We start from the raw sequence: 18354 nt of genomic DNA, 5'->3' as shown, positions 1-18354 counted from the left end.
GTTGGCATGCTTCATGGTGCATACGGTGGCATGACGAGCGTCGGTGCGCTCGAGGTCGCGCGGCTCGGTGGTCTGTGGCGGATCACACGGCCCTGGCATCCGGGGTTGCGGCCGTTCCTGCGCAGCTACGTCGGTTACGGGGAAGCGGTGCCCTCACCGTACGAGGCGCGGTTGGTGCCGTCCGGGCGTGCGACCCTGTTGATCAACCTCGCGGAGCCGTTTTCCGAGGTCCGGCGGTTGGGCGTTCGGGACGGCGTCAGCGGGAACGTCGGGTCGCTGGTGGTGGGGCTGGAGGACCGGCCGGCGATCTGTGTGCATCCCGGCGGCCAGGAGGCGATCCGCGTCGAGTTCACGCCGCTGGGCGCCTACCGGCTGTTCGGCATGCCGATGTGCGAGTTGACGAACCTGGCCGTCGGGATCGAGGACGTGCTGGGCCCCGAGGCCGGGACGCTGGTGGATCGGCTGGCGTCCATCCGGGACTGGGCGGCCAGGTTCGACCTGCTGGACGCGGCGTTGCTCGACCGGCTGGGGCGCGGGCCGGAGCCCGCGCCCGAGGTCGGCCACGCCTGGCGGCTGCTCTCCTGCAGCGCGGGGGCGATCCCGATCTCCCGTATCGCCGCCGAGGTGGGGTGGAGCCAGGGGTACTTGATCCGGCGGTTCACCCAGCAGATCGGGCTGACGCCCAAGGGGGCGGCCCGGATCCTGCGCTTCCGCCACGCGATGGCCCTGCTCAACCACGGGGCCGCGAGTCTGACGGAGATCTCGACGGCCTGCGGCTTCTACGACCAGGCGCACCTCAACCGGGAGTTCCGGGCCATCGCCGGTGCCACCCCCGGACAGATCGTGGCCGCTCGCTGCGTGGAAGGGGCACTGGCTCTCCCGGCGAGAGCAAATTCGTCCAAGACCGCGTCGGCCACCGGTCGATAACCTCCCCGCCGTACAGCCGAAGGCCGGGTCGGCGGCGCGAGGGGATCGTCCGACCAGCCTGCCAGGGACGGCTGGACCAGGACACCTTCATCCACTCAGGGACCAAGTTGGCTGACAATGGCGTACGGCCGTACGGGAGTTCGACCACGCCGTACAACGGCGCCTCCCCCGAGCAACGGGCCCGCTGGGAGACGAGGGGCAGGCGCTCCATCGAGTTCGGTGTGGCCTGGCTCATCGGGGGCCTGCTCGTCGCCGTCACCACCCACGAGCAAGCCCAGGGCGTGGGCGCGTACTTCGTGACCTGGGGGCCGATGCTCTGCGGCATCTACCAGATCATCTCGGGCCTCCAACTCCTCAGCAGGAGCCGCAAGCAGCCATGAGCGCTCCTCACGTGCTGAATGTACTGAATATGCCGAATCAACACGCGTCGCACATTGATCCGGAGATTGCCCCATAGGGAGCAGCTCTCCGGCCTCGTGGCGCGTTCACTGTCTATGGTGAAAGATCAACGCAATGGCTACCCGGGTCGAGGCAGGCAGTACATGAGGGAACCGAGGATCGACTATGCGGCGGTCTTCCAGGCCCTGCCCGGCATGGTGGCGCTCCTGACCCCCGAGCTGGTGTATGCGGATGCCAACGAGGACTTCCAGCGCCTGGCCGGCCGCACCCGCGAGCAACTCGTGGGCCGCTACATCTTCGACGTCTTCCCCGAGAACCCGAACGACCCGGCCGCGGCCGGCAGACGGGAGACGCAGGCATCGATGCTGCGGGTGGTGGCCACCGGCGAGCGGGACACCATGGCGCTGCTCCGCTACGACATCGAGGACCCTGAACGGCCCGGCCGCTGGGAGGAGCACTACTGGAGCCCGGTCAACGCGCCCGTCCTCGACGCCGAGGGCCGCGTGGTGCTCATCGTGCACAGGGTGGAAGAGATCACCGAACTCATGCGCGCCCGCGGCGGCCCGGGCGGTGACACCGATCGGGCCCGCGTGCTGGAAGCCGAGCTCTACACGCGCGCCCGCGAACTGCAGGAGGTCAACGACCGCCTGCGCAAGGCGCACGCCCGGGATCGAGAGGTCGCCCTGGCCCTGCAGGCGGCGATGCTGCCCTCCCCCGGCCCGACCGGACGGCACGGGGCCGCGGTGCGCTACCGCCCGGCCGTCGGCGCCCTGAACGTGTGCGGCGACTGGTACGACCTGGTCGACCTGCCCGGCGAGAGCCTGGCGGTCGCCGTCGGGGACGTCGTCGGCCACGGTCTCGCCGCGGCCTGCGCCATGGGACAGCTGCGCAGCGCGCTGAGCGCGGCCTGCCGCGTCACCGACGGGCCCGCCGAGGCCCTGGAGGCCCTCGGCCTGTACGCCCGCTCCGTCGAGGGCGCCGAATCGACCACCGTCGTGACCACGTTCATCGACTGGGACGACCACACCATCACCTACAGCTGCGCCGGGCACCCGCCGCCCGTCCTCGTGCACCCCGACGGCACGGCGGCCTTCCTCGACCAGGCCACCGACCCGCCTCTCTCCGCCCGCCCCGAACATCTCCCCCGCCCTCAGGCCCAGACGCCCTTCACCGAGGGCGCCACCCTGGTCATGTACACCGACGGGCTGATCGAACGCCGCACCGAGGACATCGACACCGGCCTGGCCCGCCTCACCGAGTCCCTCACCCGCCACCGGCACGCCGACCCCGAGATCCTGGCCGACGCCCTCCTGGCCGACCTCCTTCCACCCGCCGGCAACACCGACGACACGGCCCTGGTCGTCATCCGCCTGTGACGTGACCGCGATGGATCGGCCGCCCTGCCCGGTACGGCCGCCGTCGCCCGGACGGTTAGCATCAGGGTCCGGCGTGGTTCCCAGCAGAGGCGGCATTCATGGATCCGGCCGCGGTGTCTCCGGCCACAGCGGGCATCAGCCTGCGCCAGTTGCTGATGGCGCTTGGTGACTCGCTGGTGGAGGTGCAGGCCGCTCCCGCCGGGCTGGACGTCGAGATCCGGGGCGTTGCCCTGCTGGATCCCGAGGATCCGCCGACTGCCGAGCCGGGCGAGTTGGTCCTCGTCATCGGTGCCCGTGGCCGAGCCGCCTTTCCCGCGCTGCGGGCCGCCGCCCGTGACGGAGCTGCCGCCGTCGTGGTCAAACTCGACGGTCCCGGCCAGGCCACGGCGCTCAGTGAGACCGCCGCCGAGGCCGGGGTGGCTCTGCTGTCGTTGCGCGGTGAGGCGCGTTGGGAACAAGTGACCGCGCTGGCCCGCGCCGCCCTCGACGACGCGCCTCCGGGCCCTCCCGGCGAGGGTGCCCAGGAGGGCGACCTGTTCTCGCTCGCCCAGACCACCGCCGTCCTGACCAGCGGCATCGTCAGCATCGAGGACGCCGCGAACCGGGTGCTGGCCTACTCCCGGTCCACCGACTCCGACGAGATCGACGATCTGCGGCGGCGCTCCATCCTCGGCTGGCAGGGACCGGAGGCGTATCTGGCGAAGCTGCGCGAGTGGGGGGTGTTCCAGCACCTGCACTCCAGCGACCAGGTGATCGGCATCGACAGCCACCCGGAGCTGGGGATCCGCCGCCGGCTCGCGGTGGCCATCCGGTCCGGGGAGCGGCAGCTGGGAACGATCTGGGTGCAGGAGGGTTCGACGCCGTTGTCCGAACACTCCGAGCAGGCACTGCTCGGCGCCGCCCGGGTGGCCGCGCACCACCTGGTACGCCGCCGCCGGGAGCTCACCGAGGACCTGACGCTCACCCGGACCCTGCTGGCCGGACTTCTGGAGGGGAGCACCGGGCCGCAGCCGCTCGCCACCCACCTGGGATTCGACGCCACCCGCCCGGCCGCCGTCCTGGGCTTCTCGTACGGGACTGCGCAGGTCGTCGCCGCGCCGGAGAGCAGTCCCGCCGGCGCCGCACCGGAGCTGACCCACACCGAGGCCACCAACCTGATCTCCGTGCACATCGCCGCCCGGCACCGCAGCGCGCTGGTCACCCAGCTCGATCCCCGTATCTACGTCCTCCTGCCCCAGCTGCCCCGCAGCATCGACACGGACATACTGCGGGGCTGGGGCCAGGAGATCACCGACGCCGCACACCGCCACCTCGGCCTGCCGCTGCGCGGCTCGATCGGCTGTGTGGTGCCCGGGCTGGGGGACGCCACCGAGTCGCGCCGGGAGGCCGACCGCATCCTCGACGCCATGGTGGGAGCCGACGTGTCCGTCGCGGTCGCCACGCTGGAGGACATCCAGGCGGAGGTGGTGGTCAGCGAAGTGCTGACCCTGCTCTCCGCCCATCCCGAGATACGGGATCACCGGCTGACCGCCCTTGTCGCGCACGACGACCGGCACCAGGGCCGACTCGCCGAGTCCCTGCTGGCGTACCTGAATTCCTTCGGTGACGTCCGGGCGGCCGCCGCCCAGCTGCACGTGCACCCCAACACCCTGCGCTACCGCATCCGCCGGGCCGAGGAGCTGACCGGTCTCGATCTGAGCCGCCCCGACCAGCGTCTGCTGGCCATGCTCCAGCTGCGGCTGCCGCCCACCGTCTGAACCCGGCACCGCATTGGCCGATCGGACAGCCATCGGGCGCGACTTTGTCCTCGGGAACAAACACCTCGCCCGCTGACGCCTCATACGCTTGCGCAAATCCATTTCCGTAGGTGATGCGGCCCGGGATGCGGTCCACCTCCCACAAGGAGACGAGCGAAGCACGGACATGCGGTGACGACCACGTCACGGCATCCGAACACCGCTCAGGCCGTGATCGATGCCGTGATCGCTTTCGGGAATCGTCAGGACCGTGACCGCCCCTGCCCCGCTTTGCGCCCGGCCGGCTCGTCCCCCACCGAAGAAGCCATCCGGCGATCCCTCGGTCGATCCGTCGAGGCGGGCAGCCACTCCCCCATGGCCCTCCCAACCACGCAATGGATGTCGACATGACTACTCGTCCCCCTGATTCCCTGGCCCCTGACACCGCTCCGCCCACGGGTGGTCGGCCTCCGGAGCAGCAGGCAGGTCTGCGGGCCGGTCTCAAGAACCGCCATCTGTCGATGATCGCCATCGGCGGAGTGATCGGCGCCGGACTCTTCGTGGGCTCCGCCTCCGGTATCGCCGCCGCCGGTCCCGGCATCCTGGTGTCGTACGTGCTGGTCGGCGCCCTGGTCGTCTTCGTCATGCGCATGCTGGGCGAGATGGCGGCGGCGAATCCGAGTTCCGGCTCCTTCTCCGCCTACGCGGACCGGGCGCTCGGTCGCTGGGCCGGCTTCTCGATCGGCTGGTTGTACTGGTTCTTCTGGGTCGTCGTGCTGGCCGTGGAGGCGACCGCGGGTGCCGTGATCCTGGAGAGCTGGGTGCCGGCCGTACCGCAGTGGGCCTGGGCACTGATCGTGATGGTGGTCCTCACCGCCACCAACCTGGCCTCGGTGGGCTCCTTCGGCGAGTTCGAGTTCTGGTTCGCCGGCATCAAGGTCGTCGCCATCAGTGGCTTCATCCTCATCGGCGGCCTGGCCATCTTCGGTGTACTGCCCGGCTCCGACAACGCCGCGACGGGTTTCGCGAATCTCACCGAACACAACGGCTTCCTGCCGAACGGGCCCGGCGCGATCCTCACCGGCATCCTGCTGGTCGTCTTCTCCTTCATGGGCAGTGAGATCGTCACCCTCGCCGCCGGTGAGTCCCCTGACGCGCAGCGCGCGGTCGCCAAGGCCACCCGGAGCGTGATCTGGCGGGTCGGTGTCTTCTACGTCGGCTCGATCCTCGTCGTGGTCGCCCTGCTGCCGTGGAACGACCCCTCGATCGAGGAGAAGGGCTCGTACGTCGCCGCCCTCGACTCGATCGGCATCCCGCACGCCGGCCAGATCATGAACTTCATCGTGCTGACCGCCGTGCTGTCCTGTCTCAACTCCGGCCTCTACACCGCCTCCCGGATGGCCTTCTCCCTCGGCCAGCGCGGCGACGCCCCGCAGTCCTTCGTGCGGACGAACAGCCGGGGTGTGCCGCAGACCGCGATCCTGGCCTCCGTGGTCTTCGGCTTCGTGGCGGTCGCCTTCAACTACCTGTGGCCGGACACGGTCTTCCAGTTCCTGTTGAACTCCTCGGGCGCGGTCGCGCTCTTCGTGTGGCTGGTCATCTGCTTCTCGCAGCTGAAGATGCGAGGGATCATCCTGCGTGAGAGCCCCGAGAAGCTCGTCGTACGGATGTGGCTGTTCCCTTATCTGACGTGGGCGACGATCGCGATGATCTCCTTCGTGCTCCTCTACATGCTCACCGACGGCAAGGAGGGCGGCGGCCGGAGTCAGGTACTGCTCTCGGTGCTCGTCGCCGCGCTGGTGATCGCGATCTCGTTGGTCCGGGAGCGGATCCGCCGTAACGGCACCAAGGAGGAGGCTGTCGCGCCCCGGTAGCCGCCGAGGAGTGCCGTAACGCGGTCCGTGCTCCCCACCGTGAGCGGTGGGGAGCACGGCCTTGTCCCCGTCAGGAGTGGGTGACCTGGAGACCGGAGATGCGGACCTCGCCGTAGTTCTTGCCGCTGCACGGATCGGAGTTGTCGCAGTTGGCCTGTGTGTAGGCCCCCGCCTTGAAGTAGTTGGTGTCGCCGTCGTGGGAGATCGTGGTCTGCAGGTCCCCGTTGTAGTACACGTCGATCTCGCCGTCCTCCGCGACGAACCTGGCCTCGAACTCGGTACCCAGTTCGTAGTCGTCGGTGACGAGGTGGTGGTGGCGGTCGTCGCCGTCGGTGATGTAGAGGCTGCTGCCTTCGAGGCGGAAGACCGTGACGTCGTCGTCCCCACCGTGGACCTGCGCGCCGACCAGATGCGGCTTCTTCTTGGGCAGTGCCGTGAACGCCTCGGTGACGACGAGGGTGTGGGTGCCGTCCGTCGTGGACCAGGCGGCTTCGTCGCTGCCGTCCTCGGTCATCTCCCGCAGCTCGGCCCGCGGATAGCTGGAACCTCCCGTCGTCACGCCGTTGACGGCGGCCCGGAACCGGACCGCGTCACAGGCGGCGTTGACCTTGAACCAGGGACCGGCGGAGAAGGTCGCCAGCTTCGGCTGCCGGATCTCGGTGGGGTCCTCGTCGTCGCCCGTGGGCAGGGTCAGCTTCCAGTTGGACAGGTCCAGGACCTCGGACGGGTACGCGCACCGGGCGGCCGCCCGCTCGTGCGGGGCCGGGGTGCCGGCCTGGGCGGGCAGCGCGAGCGCGGCGGTCGAAACAGCCGCGGTGATGCCCACCAGCACGCAGGTACGAGTGCCTGGCATGGGGTTTCCTCCCTGTAAAGGTGTGCTGCTGTAAGGCTGTTCGGCTTTGAAGCCGGCGTAAGTCACCGTGCGGACGTATCCGACTTGGTGATCCGGAGCACCGCCCGCTTCCCCTGCACGGTGACGGTCAGGTCGTACCCGTCGAGTTGCAGCCCGCCGTCCGGCGACAGCAGGGTGATGCTGGTGCGTGACCCGTCGCCACGCCGCCACTCGAGAGTCACCTCGCCGTTGTCGATCTTCGTCACGTTCATGACGGGAGCGCCGAAAGGCTCCTCCGGAACCGGGACCTCGTCGCCCGCCCTCACACCGACCTCGCACTGCCCGTCGGCGCACGCCGACAGCCGTGTCCCGTCGGCCGGGGAGGTGGAAGAGGGCGAGGTGGAAGAGGTGGGAGTGGGGGGCGGCGATGGCGTGGCCGAAACCGTGGGAGGTCGTGAACTCGGCGGGGACACCGCCGTCGACCCGCCGGTCGGGGACGGGGGGACGGACGGATCTTCCGAACCCGAGGACGTGGAGCATCCCACGAGCGCGGCAAGTGCGCCCATGGTCACTGCGACACGGCGAAGTGAGGGGGCCATGGCCGAAGCATGCGATCCGACTCACGGGACCGGTCCCGGGGCGTCCCTCCGGCGGAGGCCGGCCACCGCCCATTTCGCCCGGGTGGACAGCCCGCTGAGTGCCTTCGCCGACTCCTTGCCGATCGTGTCCAGCAGGCGCCTGCTGTGCGCCATCGTCGTGCGGGCGAGTTCCGTGTCCCCCGCCTCGACCGCGGCGAGGGTCAACTCCAGGTGCTGCTCCGTGATCAGGCGGCCGAGCCCTCGGCGGTGCCACTGGCGCACGGGGTCGTCCGGCCCGGCATCAAGCCTGGTGGTGCCATCGGCGCCGACCGCTGCCCGTGCCCGCACCAGCGCGCGCCCGGCTGCCGCGAGGTCGCCCTTTCGGCGCTCCAGTCGGGCGAGGACGTACGCCGCCGAGGCCCGGTCCCATGCCGTGTCCTGAAGGGAGAGAAGGCCGAACTGGGCGCGGGCCGCCTGTGCGTGGTCGCCGATGCGCTCCAGCGCGCCGCTCAGCTCCCGGAGCCGGTCGGCGAACGGACCCGTGTCGTCCAGCATGCGGATGAGCGCCACCCGGGCGTGCTCGACACGACCCTGCCGGTGAGCCAGCTCGATCCAGGTGAACTCGCTCTCCGCCGCCACGTCCCGCCCGTACCGCTTCGCCTCCTCGGCGCGGGCCCACTCCACGGCTCCGGCGCGGTCGGTGACCTGCCCGGTGGTGGCCGACCGCAGCAGCGGAACGTCCGCCTGCCGACCGTACGACGCCACCAGCACCGCGGCCAGCCGCCGTTCCTCGAACCACTCGGTCCGCGCGCTGTTCTCGTGCTCCAGCAGAAAACGCAGCAACGGCAGGTCCTGGTACCGGCGGTCGTACTGCGCCGCCCGCAACACGCCCGCCCGCAGGACCGGATCGGCAGTCGCCTCCTCCCACGCGCCGCGATCGCCGGAGCGCATCCGCTCCAGTGCCTCGCGTCCCGGGCCGAGGACGACGTCGTACAAGGGCCGCCGGCAGGACTCGTCCAGCCGGTACGCGCGCAGGTCGCGGGAGTGGAGCAGGACGTGGTCCGGCTCCGTGCGACGGGCGGCCGACTCCCCCATGGCGACGAGTTCGGCCAGCGGCCGGTCCGGCAGCCCCAGGGCGCTGAGCAACGCCGCTCGCCGCGCGTCCAGTTCGGCGGGGCCGTGTCCGCACCGCTCCGGCAGCCGGACGAGTATCTGGAGCGCCTCGCCCACGCTGTCCGCGATCAGCACCGCGTCGCCCGCGGAGGATGCGTGGAGCACGGCCGTTCCCCCGCACAGGAAGTAGGTACCGCCGGTGTCGTCACCGGCGATCGGTTCCAGAGCCGCGCCGGACGCCAGACGCACCTCTTCCACGTGGTACGCCCGGCTCACATCGAAGCCGAACGGAAACGCGGCCAGCGCGGCCAGATCAGGGTGGGCGCGCAGCAGCTCCAGAACGCGGTCGGTCATACGGCCGAACCCTAGGGGGTGTTTCGGCTGCCGTTGCGGGTCAGTGGGCGACGGGCCGTCCGGTGCTCCAGTTCAGGAGGTTGATGCCCAGTTCGGGGGTGCCGCCCGCATTGCCGTCGTAGTAGTGGTAGACGATCAGGTCACCGTCCGAGTCGTTCAGTAGCCGCTCCGCTTGACGATGTACGGCGCTTCGACGGCCTTGGTGCCGGTGGGCCGTGCGGCGAGCGAGTACCGCGTGGTGTTGGTGGACAGCTGTTTGCCTGTCGACGAGTTGATCTAGATCATCTTGATCCCGGTCCACCAACTGCCGAAGGACAGCCACCACTTGCCGTTGCCGTCCACGAAGAGGTTCGGGTCGATGGCGTTGTAGTCGCTGGAGGTGGTGGAGGTGTACACGATGCCCTAGTCGGACCAGGAGTCCGGCTCGCCCGTCGTCGAACCGGCCAGGCCGATGGCCGACTTGTTGGAGCCGAACGTGGAAACCGCGTAGTACATCAGGTACTTGCCACCGTGGTATGAGATGTCGGATGCCCATGCCTCCGTCGCGTACGACGACCACCAGCTCGGCTTGGTGGTGAACGCGTCGCGGCCGGAGGTGAACGCGATCCGGTTGGTGGAGGACCGCTCGACGAGGCCGCCGCCGGTCGCGTACAGCACGTACTTGCCCGCCGATGTGCGGATCATTGTGGGGTCGTGGACCACCGTGGCGCCGGTGACCGTGCCGGGGTTGGGGTTAGGCCGACGCTGTGGACGGGACCAGCGCCAGCAGTGCGGCCGCCGACAGCGTCATGACGGCCTTGCGGCCGAAGCCGGCGGGTTTCCTGTCCGATGCCCTGCGGTGGGTGTGCTTCGTACGGCTCATACAGCTCTCCCTGCGGGTACGAAGTGTGCGGGCTCTCCTTGCCAGTGCTTGCGAACGCCTGCGAGTACGCGGTACGCGGGGCCGGTGCGGTAAGTGGTTGCCGCCGCGCACCGCCAGGTTGCCGTCGAATCAGCCGCGGACAGGCCTTAGGGTCGGGCCATGGACAGGACCGATCGCGTCAGCAGGGTGATCGCGGCACCACCGGCGGCTGTCTACGGTGCCCTCCTCGTCCGGGAGTCCCTCGAGGCCTGGTTGCCGCCGGACGGCATGCGTGGGCGGATCGAGCGGTGGGATCCTCGGCCCGGTGGCGGCTTCCGGATGGTCCTCACCTACCTCGACGCCACCGGGAGCCCCGGCAAGACGTCCGACGCGACGGACGTCGTCGAGGTCGGGTTCGCCGACCTGGTGCCGGTGGAGCGCGTGGTGCAGCGGGCGGTGTTCGAGGCCGACGACCCCTCGTACGCGGGCACCATGACCATGACCTGGCACTTCGCCGCCGCCGGTGACGGGACCGAGGTGACGGTCACCGCCACGGGCGTGCCGCCCGGCATCGACCGAGCGGCACACGAGGCCGGCATCGCCTCCTCCTTGGCCAACCTGGCGTCGTACGTCGAAAGGACCGACTGACGGGGGTCGGCTGCTTAACGGGGCGGGCCGGACGGGACATCCGGTGCCGAAGGTTCCCCCACCTCCAGACGCGGCCAGTCCGTGAGCTCCCGCACCAGTTGCCGGTCGTGCGTCGCGACGACGACCGCGGCGCTCGTGTCGCGGATCGCAGCGGTCAGTTCGTCGGCAAGGGTCGATGACAGGTGGTTGGTCGGCTCGTCGAGCAGGATCAGCGCGGGCCGCGCGGCCAGTGCCAGCGCCAGGTCGAGGCGCCGTTGCTGCCCCTGCGACATCCGTCCTACCGGCGTGCGCATCGCGTCGGAGTCCAGCAGACCGAGCGCCCCGAGAGGAACGGCGTCGGCGTCGCGGAGTGCGCCGCGGGCCACCAGCCGTCCCACGTGGCGGTCGTGCACCTCGAGGGCGGTGAGCCCGGGGTCCTGTTCGACGGTCTCCTGGGTGACCCGGACGATCCGTGCTCCCTGCGCCGTCCGGACGTACCCCTCCGTGGGCTCCAGCGCACCCGCCAGCACCGCGAGCAGCGTGGACTTCCCGGCACCGTTCGGTCCGGTGACGAGCAGCCGGTCGCCGCCGTCGAGGGTGAGGGCGACCGGGCCCGCCAGCCGCCCGTCGACGGCGACGCCGTGCATCCGTAGCTGCGGCGCACCCGGCCGGACACCCAGGTCCGGCCACCACAACGCGGGCGGCGGCTCCGGTACGTCGATCCGGTGCGCCTCCAGGGCGTCCTGCTGCCGCTTCAGTGCCTGTACGACGCCCGGTGCGCGGGACTGGCGCTGGTGCTTGCCCGTCCCTTTCTCCGGCCGCCAGCCGGTGGAGAGCCGGTCGCGGGCCTTCGACACCGCGTCGTGCAGCCGCCGGTGCTCGGCCTGCTGCTCCTCGTGTTCCTGTTCCCAGCGCTCATGCTCACGCCGCCGGGCGTCCTGCCAGGCGTCGTAGCCACCGGCGTACAGGCGGGGCTTGTCGTCGCGGGTCGGGTCGAGATCGAGGTATCGGTCCGCGACGTCGCGCAGCAGTGCCCGGTCGTGGCTGACGACGGCGAGGCCGCCGTCGTGCTCGCGCAGCCTGCGGGTCAGGAAGTCCAGTCCGTCGGCGTCGAGGTGGTTGGTCGGCTCGTCGAGCAGCAGCACGTCGTGCCGCGCACCGAGCAGGCAGGCCAACCGGACCCGGTAGCGCTGCCCGACCGACAGCGTCGACAAGGGACGGTCGCGGTCGGTGCAGGCGCCGAGGGCTTCGATGGCGACGTCGACGCGGCGTTCGGCATCCCACGCGTCGAGCCGGGTGGCGGAGTCTAGCGCGGTGGCGTAGCGGTCGCCGGCGGCGGGGTCGCCCCCGGCCATGGCGAGGGTCGCCTCGTCCAGCGCGGCAAGGGCCGCCGGTGACGCGGCCAGCGCCTCGGACGTCAGGGTGCCGACGGTCTCGCCGTCCCGCGCGGACAGTTCCTGACGGGCCAGGCCGATCGTGCCGGCCCGGTGGACGGTGCCGTCGTCGGGCGTGATCAGTCCGGCGAGGACGTGCAGCAGCGTCGTCTTGCCGCGGCCGTTCTCGCCTACGACGGCGACCCGCGACCGGGCGGAAACGGTGACCGAGACGTCGGTCAGGACACGCCGGGACCCTCGGGTGACGGTGAGGCCCTCGGCGCGGACGTGTGCACTCCCGCCCGCCTCGACGGGCAGGGACATGGCTCCGGGAGTCGGAGTGGGGTTCAACAGATGCTCCGCAGCTCGCAGTGGAGCCGGGCAGCGACAAGAGGCCGCCCGGCGGGAACCGGGACGGCGAGCGCGGATTCAACAGGGAGAAGGCGCCGCCGTCAGCGGGCGGATCGAACCTTCTGCGACCAGATACCTCGTGCCATACCATTCATGCTACCAACGCCACTTCCCCCCGTGCGCCGAATAATCCACCGCGGTCACGGTCGAGGACCTCGCGTCGGGCCGCGAGTCACCGGGCGCACGGAAGTTGGTGCGTCTGGTCAGAGGGCGTCCAGTTGTCCCGTCGTGCGGCCGAGGTAGGTCACCGGTCCGGGGTCCGGGACCTCGATTTGATGGAAGCCCAGGCGGGCGTAGAAGGCTCGGGCGGGCGTGTTGGTGCTCACCATGCTCAGGTGGACGGACGGCACCGCCGTGTCCTGCAGGGCCTGGAGGAATGTGCGCATCAGCACGCGGCCGTGGCCCTTGCCCTGCCAGGCGGGGAGCAGGTCGATGTGCAAGTGGGCGGGGTACGAGGCGAGTTCCGCGACGATCATGCGCTCAGGGTGGTGCAGGAGTTCGATGATCGTCTCGTCGGGCGTGCTCGGTGGACCGCTGGGCTCCGGGAAGCGGTCCGTCACCATGGGGAGCCATTTCTTGCGGTAGTTCTCCACGAACTCCGTGGTGTTCGCGGTGCCGAGGACGTAGCCGACGGCCTGGCCCTCGCCGTCGTCCAGCACGAAGGCCAGTTCCGGTTCCAGGTGGGCGTAGGGAGTCGCGAACGTCGCCGGGAAGATGTCGGGGTCCGTGTAGACAGGGCGGCTGTCCCCGCCGTTGTGGGCGGTGCGGATACAGATGTCCTGGAGGGCCACCAGGTCCTCGCGGCGGTACGGGCGCACTGCGGGAGCCGATGTCATCACAGCATCCTGCAGCACCGGCACCACCATGCGGGAGACCGCCGCCGACATCACCGCCGGCTCTTGAGGCTCATCCGGTGGCCGCGCTGTCCCGGACGGTCTGCGACGGCTGGGTCGCGTCGGCGGATGTCTCGTCGGTGAGCCAGCGTTGCGACCGGCGGATCCTGTCCTGCGGGACGGGCTTCAGCAGGATGATCGCCCCCAAGGTGCGGCGAATGGGCGTCACGGCCAAGTCGGGTTCGGGCGCGACGGTGAGGAGGCCGTCGGCCGCCAGGTTGTACCGGGTGTCACCGGACTCCTCGTCGGCCGAGTCCTCCTGGGCGGCACACGGCCGCAGGGCGAGGCTGCCGGCCGGCTGGGCGTTCAGACAGAGCCCGGGGGCCGCCTGGTTCCACATGCGTCCGTCGTCCCCCAGCAACCACACCTGGGTCGCCGACTCCCCGCACTCCGCCGTCACCGCGAGCGCGCCCACCACCTGCTCCGTAACGGCCACATCGAGGCACAGTCCGGTCCTCGTGTTGCGCAGGCGCGTGACCAGGGCCTCACCCGTGCCGGGCACCGAGGAGGCGCTGGGCGGTGTGGAGGCGGCGGGCGGGGGGTCGGCGGTGGACGAGCCGGGGGCGGAGTCGGCGGGGCTTCCGGTGGTGGGGCCGGGCGCCGGGCCGCCCGCGCCCTCGCGGTCGTCCTCGGCTCCGCTGAGAGCCACGGGGGCGGCCGCGATCACTCCGCACAGCACCACCCCCATGGCGACGAGCAGCGGCCATCGGCGGCGCGGCCGCGCCGTGGGGTCACCGGCGACGGGCGGCTGGGCCTCGGCCCACGCAGGGTCCGGGACGGGCGCCGAGCCCATGCGCGCCGGCGTGATCGACAGTCGGGCGGGCCGGGTCGCGAGGTAGTCCGCCGCCCGGAATCCCAGGACGGCCTCGGCGAGCAGGGCGGGGAGCCGGTCCGGTGACTGGTCCAGTTGGTCGGCCGCCGCCCCGCAGTAGGCGCAGCCGTCCAGGTGCTCGAGCACCTCCGTCATCGTCTCACCGGTGCCGGGGCGGGCGTGGATGTCGATGAGCCGGTTGTGGCGGCGGCAGTGCTCGTCGGGGGCGAGGTCGAGGTGGGCCTGCACACACTTGTCGCGCAGGAGGGTGCGGGCGCGCTCGGGGTTCAGCAGCGAGGGATCGGCGTCGAGCAGGGCCGCCACCGCCTCGATGTCCTCCACCTCGACCTCGGTGTGCCACAGCAGTGCCTGGGTACGGTCCGGCAGATTCCGGAAGGCGTACAGGAGCAGACCCCTGTGGCCCCTGCCACCGCGGTCGGTGTCGTACGCCGCCCGGCGCTTGGCACGGGTTTCGTCGTCCCGCAGGTCCGGGTGGAGGGACGAGCGCCTGTCGTCGGTGCTCCATTCCCGGGCGGCGTCGAGGACCGCCGCGAGCAGCCTGGGCCGCCAGGGGGAGTCCGCGCCGGCATGCGAGGCCATGTCACCGTACGTGTTCCGGAAGGCCTGACCGGCGAGCAGCTCCGCCGCTTCTGGCAGCGGTCCGGTGCATAACGCCGCGTAGTCCAGAAGGGCTTTGCCGTGCAGCGCCAGCACTTCCTCGACCAGGGGCGCCGTGCCCCGTCCTTCCGCGTTTCCCCGCTCGGCCCGCCCGGAGACGAATTCCTCTCCGGACATGGAGCGCTCTACTCCGTGCAGAAGGGCTTCAGCCACGGGAGCACCATCCATGAGACCGGTCTCCTCCCTGTTCGGTACCACCGGTGCGGCCGATCGCGGTCCCGGCTCGGGCGCCCGAGCCGGACAGTCGCGATCACGCCGGGATCAGTGAGGAGTACGTTCCGTACAGTGACACGGTTCACCGCATTCGGAAGGAGCCGGTGCCGAATTCGAATCCGCCGGTTCGCGCGACGGCGCCGGCCGTGCCCACAATGACGCTGGGCAGAGGAAGCGGGGTACGCGTTGCGTTCCTGTGGTCCCTTCCAAGCGCCGGGACCGCTCTCTTCCTGGCCGCCTGGAGAAGGGAGTGTCCCCCATGTTCGCGTCCGTGAAGGGTCCGGGTGTGGCCGTGGCCTCGCCCGGACCCGGATCCGTCCCGGGGCGGGGCCTCAACGGCTCAGGCGTCGGCTCAGGAGTTCTTTGCCCAGCTCGGCGCCCTTGCGGCTGTCTGCCTGGGCCTTGCGGAACAGTTCCACCACTTCGGTGTCCTTCGCCCGCTCCGCGTCCTGGATGTAGGTCTCAAGACGCAGTGTGTTCTCCAGGCAGGCCTCGACGTACCAGATCAGGTCGTAGTCCTTGTCGGGGGTGCCGGTCACGTGGCCGGTCTCCGTGGTGCTGGTCACGTTCATCTCCTCCATGGTGGGGGCAGAGGGCCGTGTCTGCCCGGCACGGCTCCCGGGGCGCCGAACGGGTACCCGTACCGTCGCCGCGTACACGGCGACCTCGGCATACGGCGAGGTGTCCCGGCGTCGTCCGAGGGAACACGGCTTTCACCACCTAGCGCAGAAGGGCCACATGACGTGCGTACGGTCGGAGTGGAAGAGGAACTCCTCCTGGTCGATCCCGAGACCGGCGAGCCCCAGGCGCGGGCCACGGCGGTGCTCGCGCGCGCTGCGCAGGAGGGCGCGGGACAGGACGTGTTCGAGAAGGAGCTCCACGACGAGCAGGTCGAGTTCGCCACGCACCCGCAGTCGAAGATGGCGGACCTGGGGGCCGAGATCATCCGCTGCCGCAAGGACGCGGCGCGCCATGCGGAGGGGCTCGGCGGGGCGGTGGTGGCCCTGGCCACGTCGCCGCTGCCCGTGAAACCGACGATCACCATGAACAGCAGGTATCTCTGGATGGCGCGGGAGTTCGGCCTGGCCACCCAGGTACGGCTCGTCTGCGGTTGCCATGTCCATGTTTCCGTGGAGTCCGAGGACGAGGGTGTCGCCGTCCTGGACCGTATCCGGCCGTGGCTGTCCGTCCTGACGGCGCTGAGTGCGAATTCGCCGTTCTGGCAGGGCCTGGACACCCAGTACGCCAGTTACCGCAGCCAGGTGTGGGATCTGTGGCCGATGGCGGGCCCCGCGGAGATCTTCGGCTCGGCCGAGCGGTACCACCAGTGCGTCGCGGACCTGATGGCCACGGAGGTCGTGCTCGACAAGGGCATGGTGTACTTCGACGCGCGGCTGTCCCAGCGGTATCCGACCGTCGAGATCCGGGTCGCGGACGTGTGTCTGCACCCCGACACCGCAGTCCTGGTCGCGGCCATCGCCCGGGGCCTCGTCGACACGGCGGCACGGGAGTGGCAGGCGGGCCGGGAGCCGTTCGGGCACACCGCGGGACTGCTCCGGCTGGCAACGTGGCGAGCTGCCCGGTCCGGCCTCTCGGAGAACCTCCTGGATCCCCCGACGATGCGGCCCAGGCCCGCCGTCGACGTGATCCGCGCCCTGCTCGACCACATCGGGGACGCGCTCGACGACAACGGTGACCTCGACCGGGCCCACGAGGCCGTCGCCGCGCTCATGCGGCGCGGCAACGGTGCGCGGGTGCAGCGGGAGGTGATGGAACGGACGGGAAGCCTGCGCGAGGTGGTCGTCGCGTGCGTACGGCATACGCAGGCCTGAGGTGTGGAGTCCGGCCCACATCCACCGGAAGTCTCCTTCCCTTCCCTCGGGACCACACAGTTCCCCGGTCTTTCGAACGCGTAGCCACTCCTTTCCTGGGATACACGAGCGTCGGAGGAGTACGCGACATCGCGTCCGCCTCGGAGCGCTGAGCGGAAAGACGAGATGGCGAGAGAACCGCACAGGGACGAGAGGGCACCTGCCGAGGAGATCCGGAGCCGGCACGCCGACTTCGAGGGAGAACTCGGCGACGTGACGAGCGCCCGCACGGTCGCCGAGGAGTTCCTGAACGCGCTCGCACGCACCTCGCCACCGGCGGCCCTGGAGCACTGGGACGACATCCTGCTGGTGGTGACCGAGCTGGCCGCGAACGCGGTGCAGTACGCCCCCGGTCCCTTCGGACTGACCATGCGGCGCACCCATGACGGTGTGCACGCGATGCTGCGGGACACCAGCACCACCTCGCCGACGCCGCGGCCCTTCCACGCCGGCAAGGGGGGCGGCGGCATCGGCTGGTACCTGATCCAGACCCTCTGCGACGAGGTGAGCGTGGTGCCGCACGACCAGGGCAAGGACATCCATGTGTTCCTGCCCTGGTGAGGTCCGGTCTCCGGAGAACCCGGCTGATCAGGCCGTCGACCGGTGCGCTACGGCTTGAAGGCCACTCCGCCGTACACGTCCGTCGGCTCCGGAGTCGTCCCCGGCTCGGGTCGCCACAGGGGGCAGGAGACGATGCCGGGCTCCAGGAGTTCCAGTCCCTCGTAGTACGCGGCGATCTGGCGGGGGCTGCGCAGTACGTACGGGACGGCGCCGGTGTCGTCGTAGCCCTCTTGGGCGCGCTTGAGTTCGGCGTCGGTGTCAGTGCTGTCGTAGTGCACGAAGTAGCTGCCCGAGGGCAGTGCCGCCTGGAGGCGGCGGACGATGTCCTTCGCCTCCTCGTAGTCCTGGATGTGGCCGAGGATGCCCATCAGCATGAGGGCCACCGGCTTGTCGAAGTCGAGGATCTTGCCGGCCGCTTCGAGGATGGCCTCGGGGTCGTGCAGGTCGGCGTCGACGTAGTCGGTGGTGCCTTCGGGGGTGCTGGTGAGCAGGGCCTGGGCGTGGCGCAGGACCAAGGGGTCGTTGTCGACGTAGACGATGCGGGACTCGGGGGCGACCTTCTGGGCGACCTGGTGGGTGTTGTCGTACGTCGGCAGGCCGGTGCCGATGTCCAGGAACTGGCGGATGCCGAGCTCACGGGCCACGAAGGTGACCGTGCGGATGAGGTAGACGCGGGAGGCGCGGGCCATCGTCTCGATGTTGGGGGCGATCTCCCGGTAGGCGTCGCCGGCGACGCGGTCGACCTCGTAGTTGTCCTTGCCGCCCATCCAGTAGTTCCAGATACGGGCCGAGTGCGGCACCGTGGTGTCGATCTTCGACAGGGCTTCCTGGTCGGGAGTGGGGTGGCCGTCTGCCATGGGAACTCTCCTGCCTCACATCGCGTCGT

Annotated in this window: 16 protein-coding genes and 1 pseudogene; 8 read left to right on the top strand and 9 right to left on the bottom strand. The window is 70.5% G+C overall.

What is annotated here, in order from left to right; translation table 11 throughout:
* Positions 1 to 30 precede the first annotated feature (30 nt).
* From CES90_RS21950 to CES90_RS21930, 5 genes are all read left to right on the top strand, one after another.
* On the top strand, positions 31 to 927 hold the full coding sequence (locus tag CES90_RS21950; protein ID WP_229914217.1) for a helix-turn-helix domain-containing protein: 897 nt from the start codon (positions 31 to 33) through the stop codon (positions 925 to 927).
* A 107-nt stretch (positions 928 to 1034) separates the two neighbouring features.
* Entirely contained in the window at positions 1035 to 1307 is a 273-nt protein-coding gene (locus CES90_RS21945) for a hypothetical protein (protein WP_189786321.1), read from the top strand.
* Positions 1308 to 1469: 162 nt separating this feature from the next.
* Positions 1470 to 2702 carry a PP2C family protein-serine/threonine phosphatase gene (locus CES90_RS21940; RefSeq protein ID WP_189786322.1) on the top strand — a complete coding sequence of 411 codons (1233 nt, stop codon included), beginning with the start codon at positions 1470 to 1472 and terminating at the stop codon, positions 2700 to 2702.
* Positions 2703 to 2800: 98 nt separating this feature from the next.
* Positions 2801 to 4459: a PucR family transcriptional regulator gene (locus CES90_RS21935; protein ID WP_229914218.1), complete on the top strand. Its 1659-nt coding sequence runs from the start codon at positions 2801 to 2803 to the stop codon at positions 4457 to 4459.
* Positions 4460 to 4845: 386 nt separating this feature from the next.
* Positions 4846 to 6312, top strand: a complete 1467-nt coding sequence (locus CES90_RS21930) for an amino acid permease (protein WP_189786323.1) — start codon at positions 4846 to 4848, stop codon at positions 6310 to 6312.
* Between the two features lie 70 nt (positions 6313 to 6382).
* On the opposite strand, the gene CES90_RS21925 is transcribed toward CES90_RS21930, so the two are convergent.
* From CES90_RS21925 to CES90_RS21910, 4 genes and pseudogenes are all read right to left on the bottom strand, one after another.
* Positions 6383 to 7165, bottom strand: coding sequence for a polysaccharide lyase family 7 protein (locus CES90_RS21925; protein WP_189786324.1), 783 nt, complete (start codon positions 7163 to 7165; stop codon positions 6383 to 6385).
* Positions 7166 to 7227: 62 nt separating this feature from the next.
* The gene (locus CES90_RS21920) at positions 7228 to 7410 is read right to left on the bottom strand and encodes a hypothetical protein (protein ID WP_232791329.1); all 183 of its coding nucleotides are present in this window, start codon (positions 7408 to 7410) and stop codon (positions 7228 to 7230) included.
* A 354-nt stretch (positions 7411 to 7764) separates the two neighbouring features.
* Positions 7765 to 9189, bottom strand: a complete 1425-nt coding sequence (locus CES90_RS21915) for a hypothetical protein (protein WP_229914219.1) — start codon at positions 9187 to 9189, stop codon at positions 7765 to 7767.
* 40 nt (positions 9190 to 9229) lie between these two features.
* Positions 9230 to 10051 (bottom strand): annotated as a pseudogene (locus CES90_RS21910) (arabinan endo-1,5-alpha-L-arabinosidase).
* 159 nt (positions 10052 to 10210) lie between these two features.
* Between CES90_RS21910 and CES90_RS21905 the strand changes: the two are divergent.
* Positions 10211 to 10678, top strand: a complete 468-nt coding sequence (locus CES90_RS21905; protein ID WP_189786326.1) for an SRPBCC family protein — start codon at positions 10211 to 10213, stop codon at positions 10676 to 10678.
* Between the two features lie 14 nt (positions 10679 to 10692).
* On the opposite strand, the gene CES90_RS21900 is transcribed toward CES90_RS21905, so the two are convergent.
* The 4 genes from CES90_RS21900 to CES90_RS21885 form a co-directional block, all read right to left on the bottom strand.
* Positions 10693 to 12354 carry an ATP-binding cassette domain-containing protein gene (locus CES90_RS21900; RefSeq protein ID WP_229914220.1) on the bottom strand — a complete coding sequence of 554 codons (1662 nt, stop codon included), beginning with the start codon at positions 12352 to 12354 and terminating at the stop codon, positions 10693 to 10695.
* A 290-nt stretch (positions 12355 to 12644) separates the two neighbouring features.
* Positions 12645 to 13277 carry a GNAT family N-acetyltransferase gene (locus CES90_RS21895; protein WP_189786328.1) on the bottom strand — a complete coding sequence of 211 codons (633 nt, stop codon included), beginning with the start codon at positions 13275 to 13277 and terminating at the stop codon, positions 12645 to 12647.
* 70 nt (positions 13278 to 13347) lie between these two features.
* On the bottom strand, positions 13348 to 14940 hold the full coding sequence (locus CES90_RS21890) for a ricin-type beta-trefoil lectin domain protein (RefSeq protein WP_229914221.1): 1593 nt from the start codon (positions 14938 to 14940) through the stop codon (positions 13348 to 13350).
* A 428-nt stretch (positions 14941 to 15368) separates the two neighbouring features.
* Positions 15369 to 15602, bottom strand: coding sequence for a hypothetical protein (locus CES90_RS21885; RefSeq protein WP_189786330.1), 234 nt, complete (start codon positions 15600 to 15602; stop codon positions 15369 to 15371).
* A gap of 177 nt (positions 15603 to 15779) precedes the next feature.
* On the opposite strand from CES90_RS21885, the gene CES90_RS21880 reads away from it, so the two are divergent.
* Together CES90_RS21880 and CES90_RS21875 are read left to right on the top strand one after the other, a co-directional pair.
* Complete coding sequence (locus CES90_RS21880; RefSeq protein ID WP_189786331.1) at positions 15780 to 16868, top strand: glutamate--cysteine ligase 2; 1089 nt, start codon at positions 15780 to 15782, stop codon at positions 16866 to 16868.
* A gap of 165 nt (positions 16869 to 17033) precedes the next feature.
* Positions 17034 to 17468, top strand: coding sequence for an ATP-binding protein (locus tag CES90_RS21875; protein WP_189786332.1), 435 nt, complete (start codon positions 17034 to 17036; stop codon positions 17466 to 17468).
* Positions 17469 to 17515: 47 nt separating this feature from the next.
* Here CES90_RS21875 and CES90_RS21870 read toward each other — a convergent pair whose 3' ends face one another.
* Positions 17516 to 18325, bottom strand: a complete 810-nt coding sequence (locus CES90_RS21870; RefSeq protein ID WP_189786333.1) for an SAM-dependent methyltransferase — start codon at positions 18323 to 18325, stop codon at positions 17516 to 17518.
* Between the last annotated feature and the right edge of the window lie 29 nt (positions 18326 to 18354).

Source organism: Streptomyces capitiformicae (assembly GCF_002214185.1).
In the GTDB taxonomy this organism is placed as follows: domain Bacteria; phylum Actinomycetota; class Actinomycetes; order Streptomycetales; family Streptomycetaceae; genus Streptomyces; species Streptomyces capitiformicae.
The sequence above is the reverse complement of the archived record's forward strand: the minus strand, read 5'-3'. Positions and strand labels throughout refer to the sequence as shown.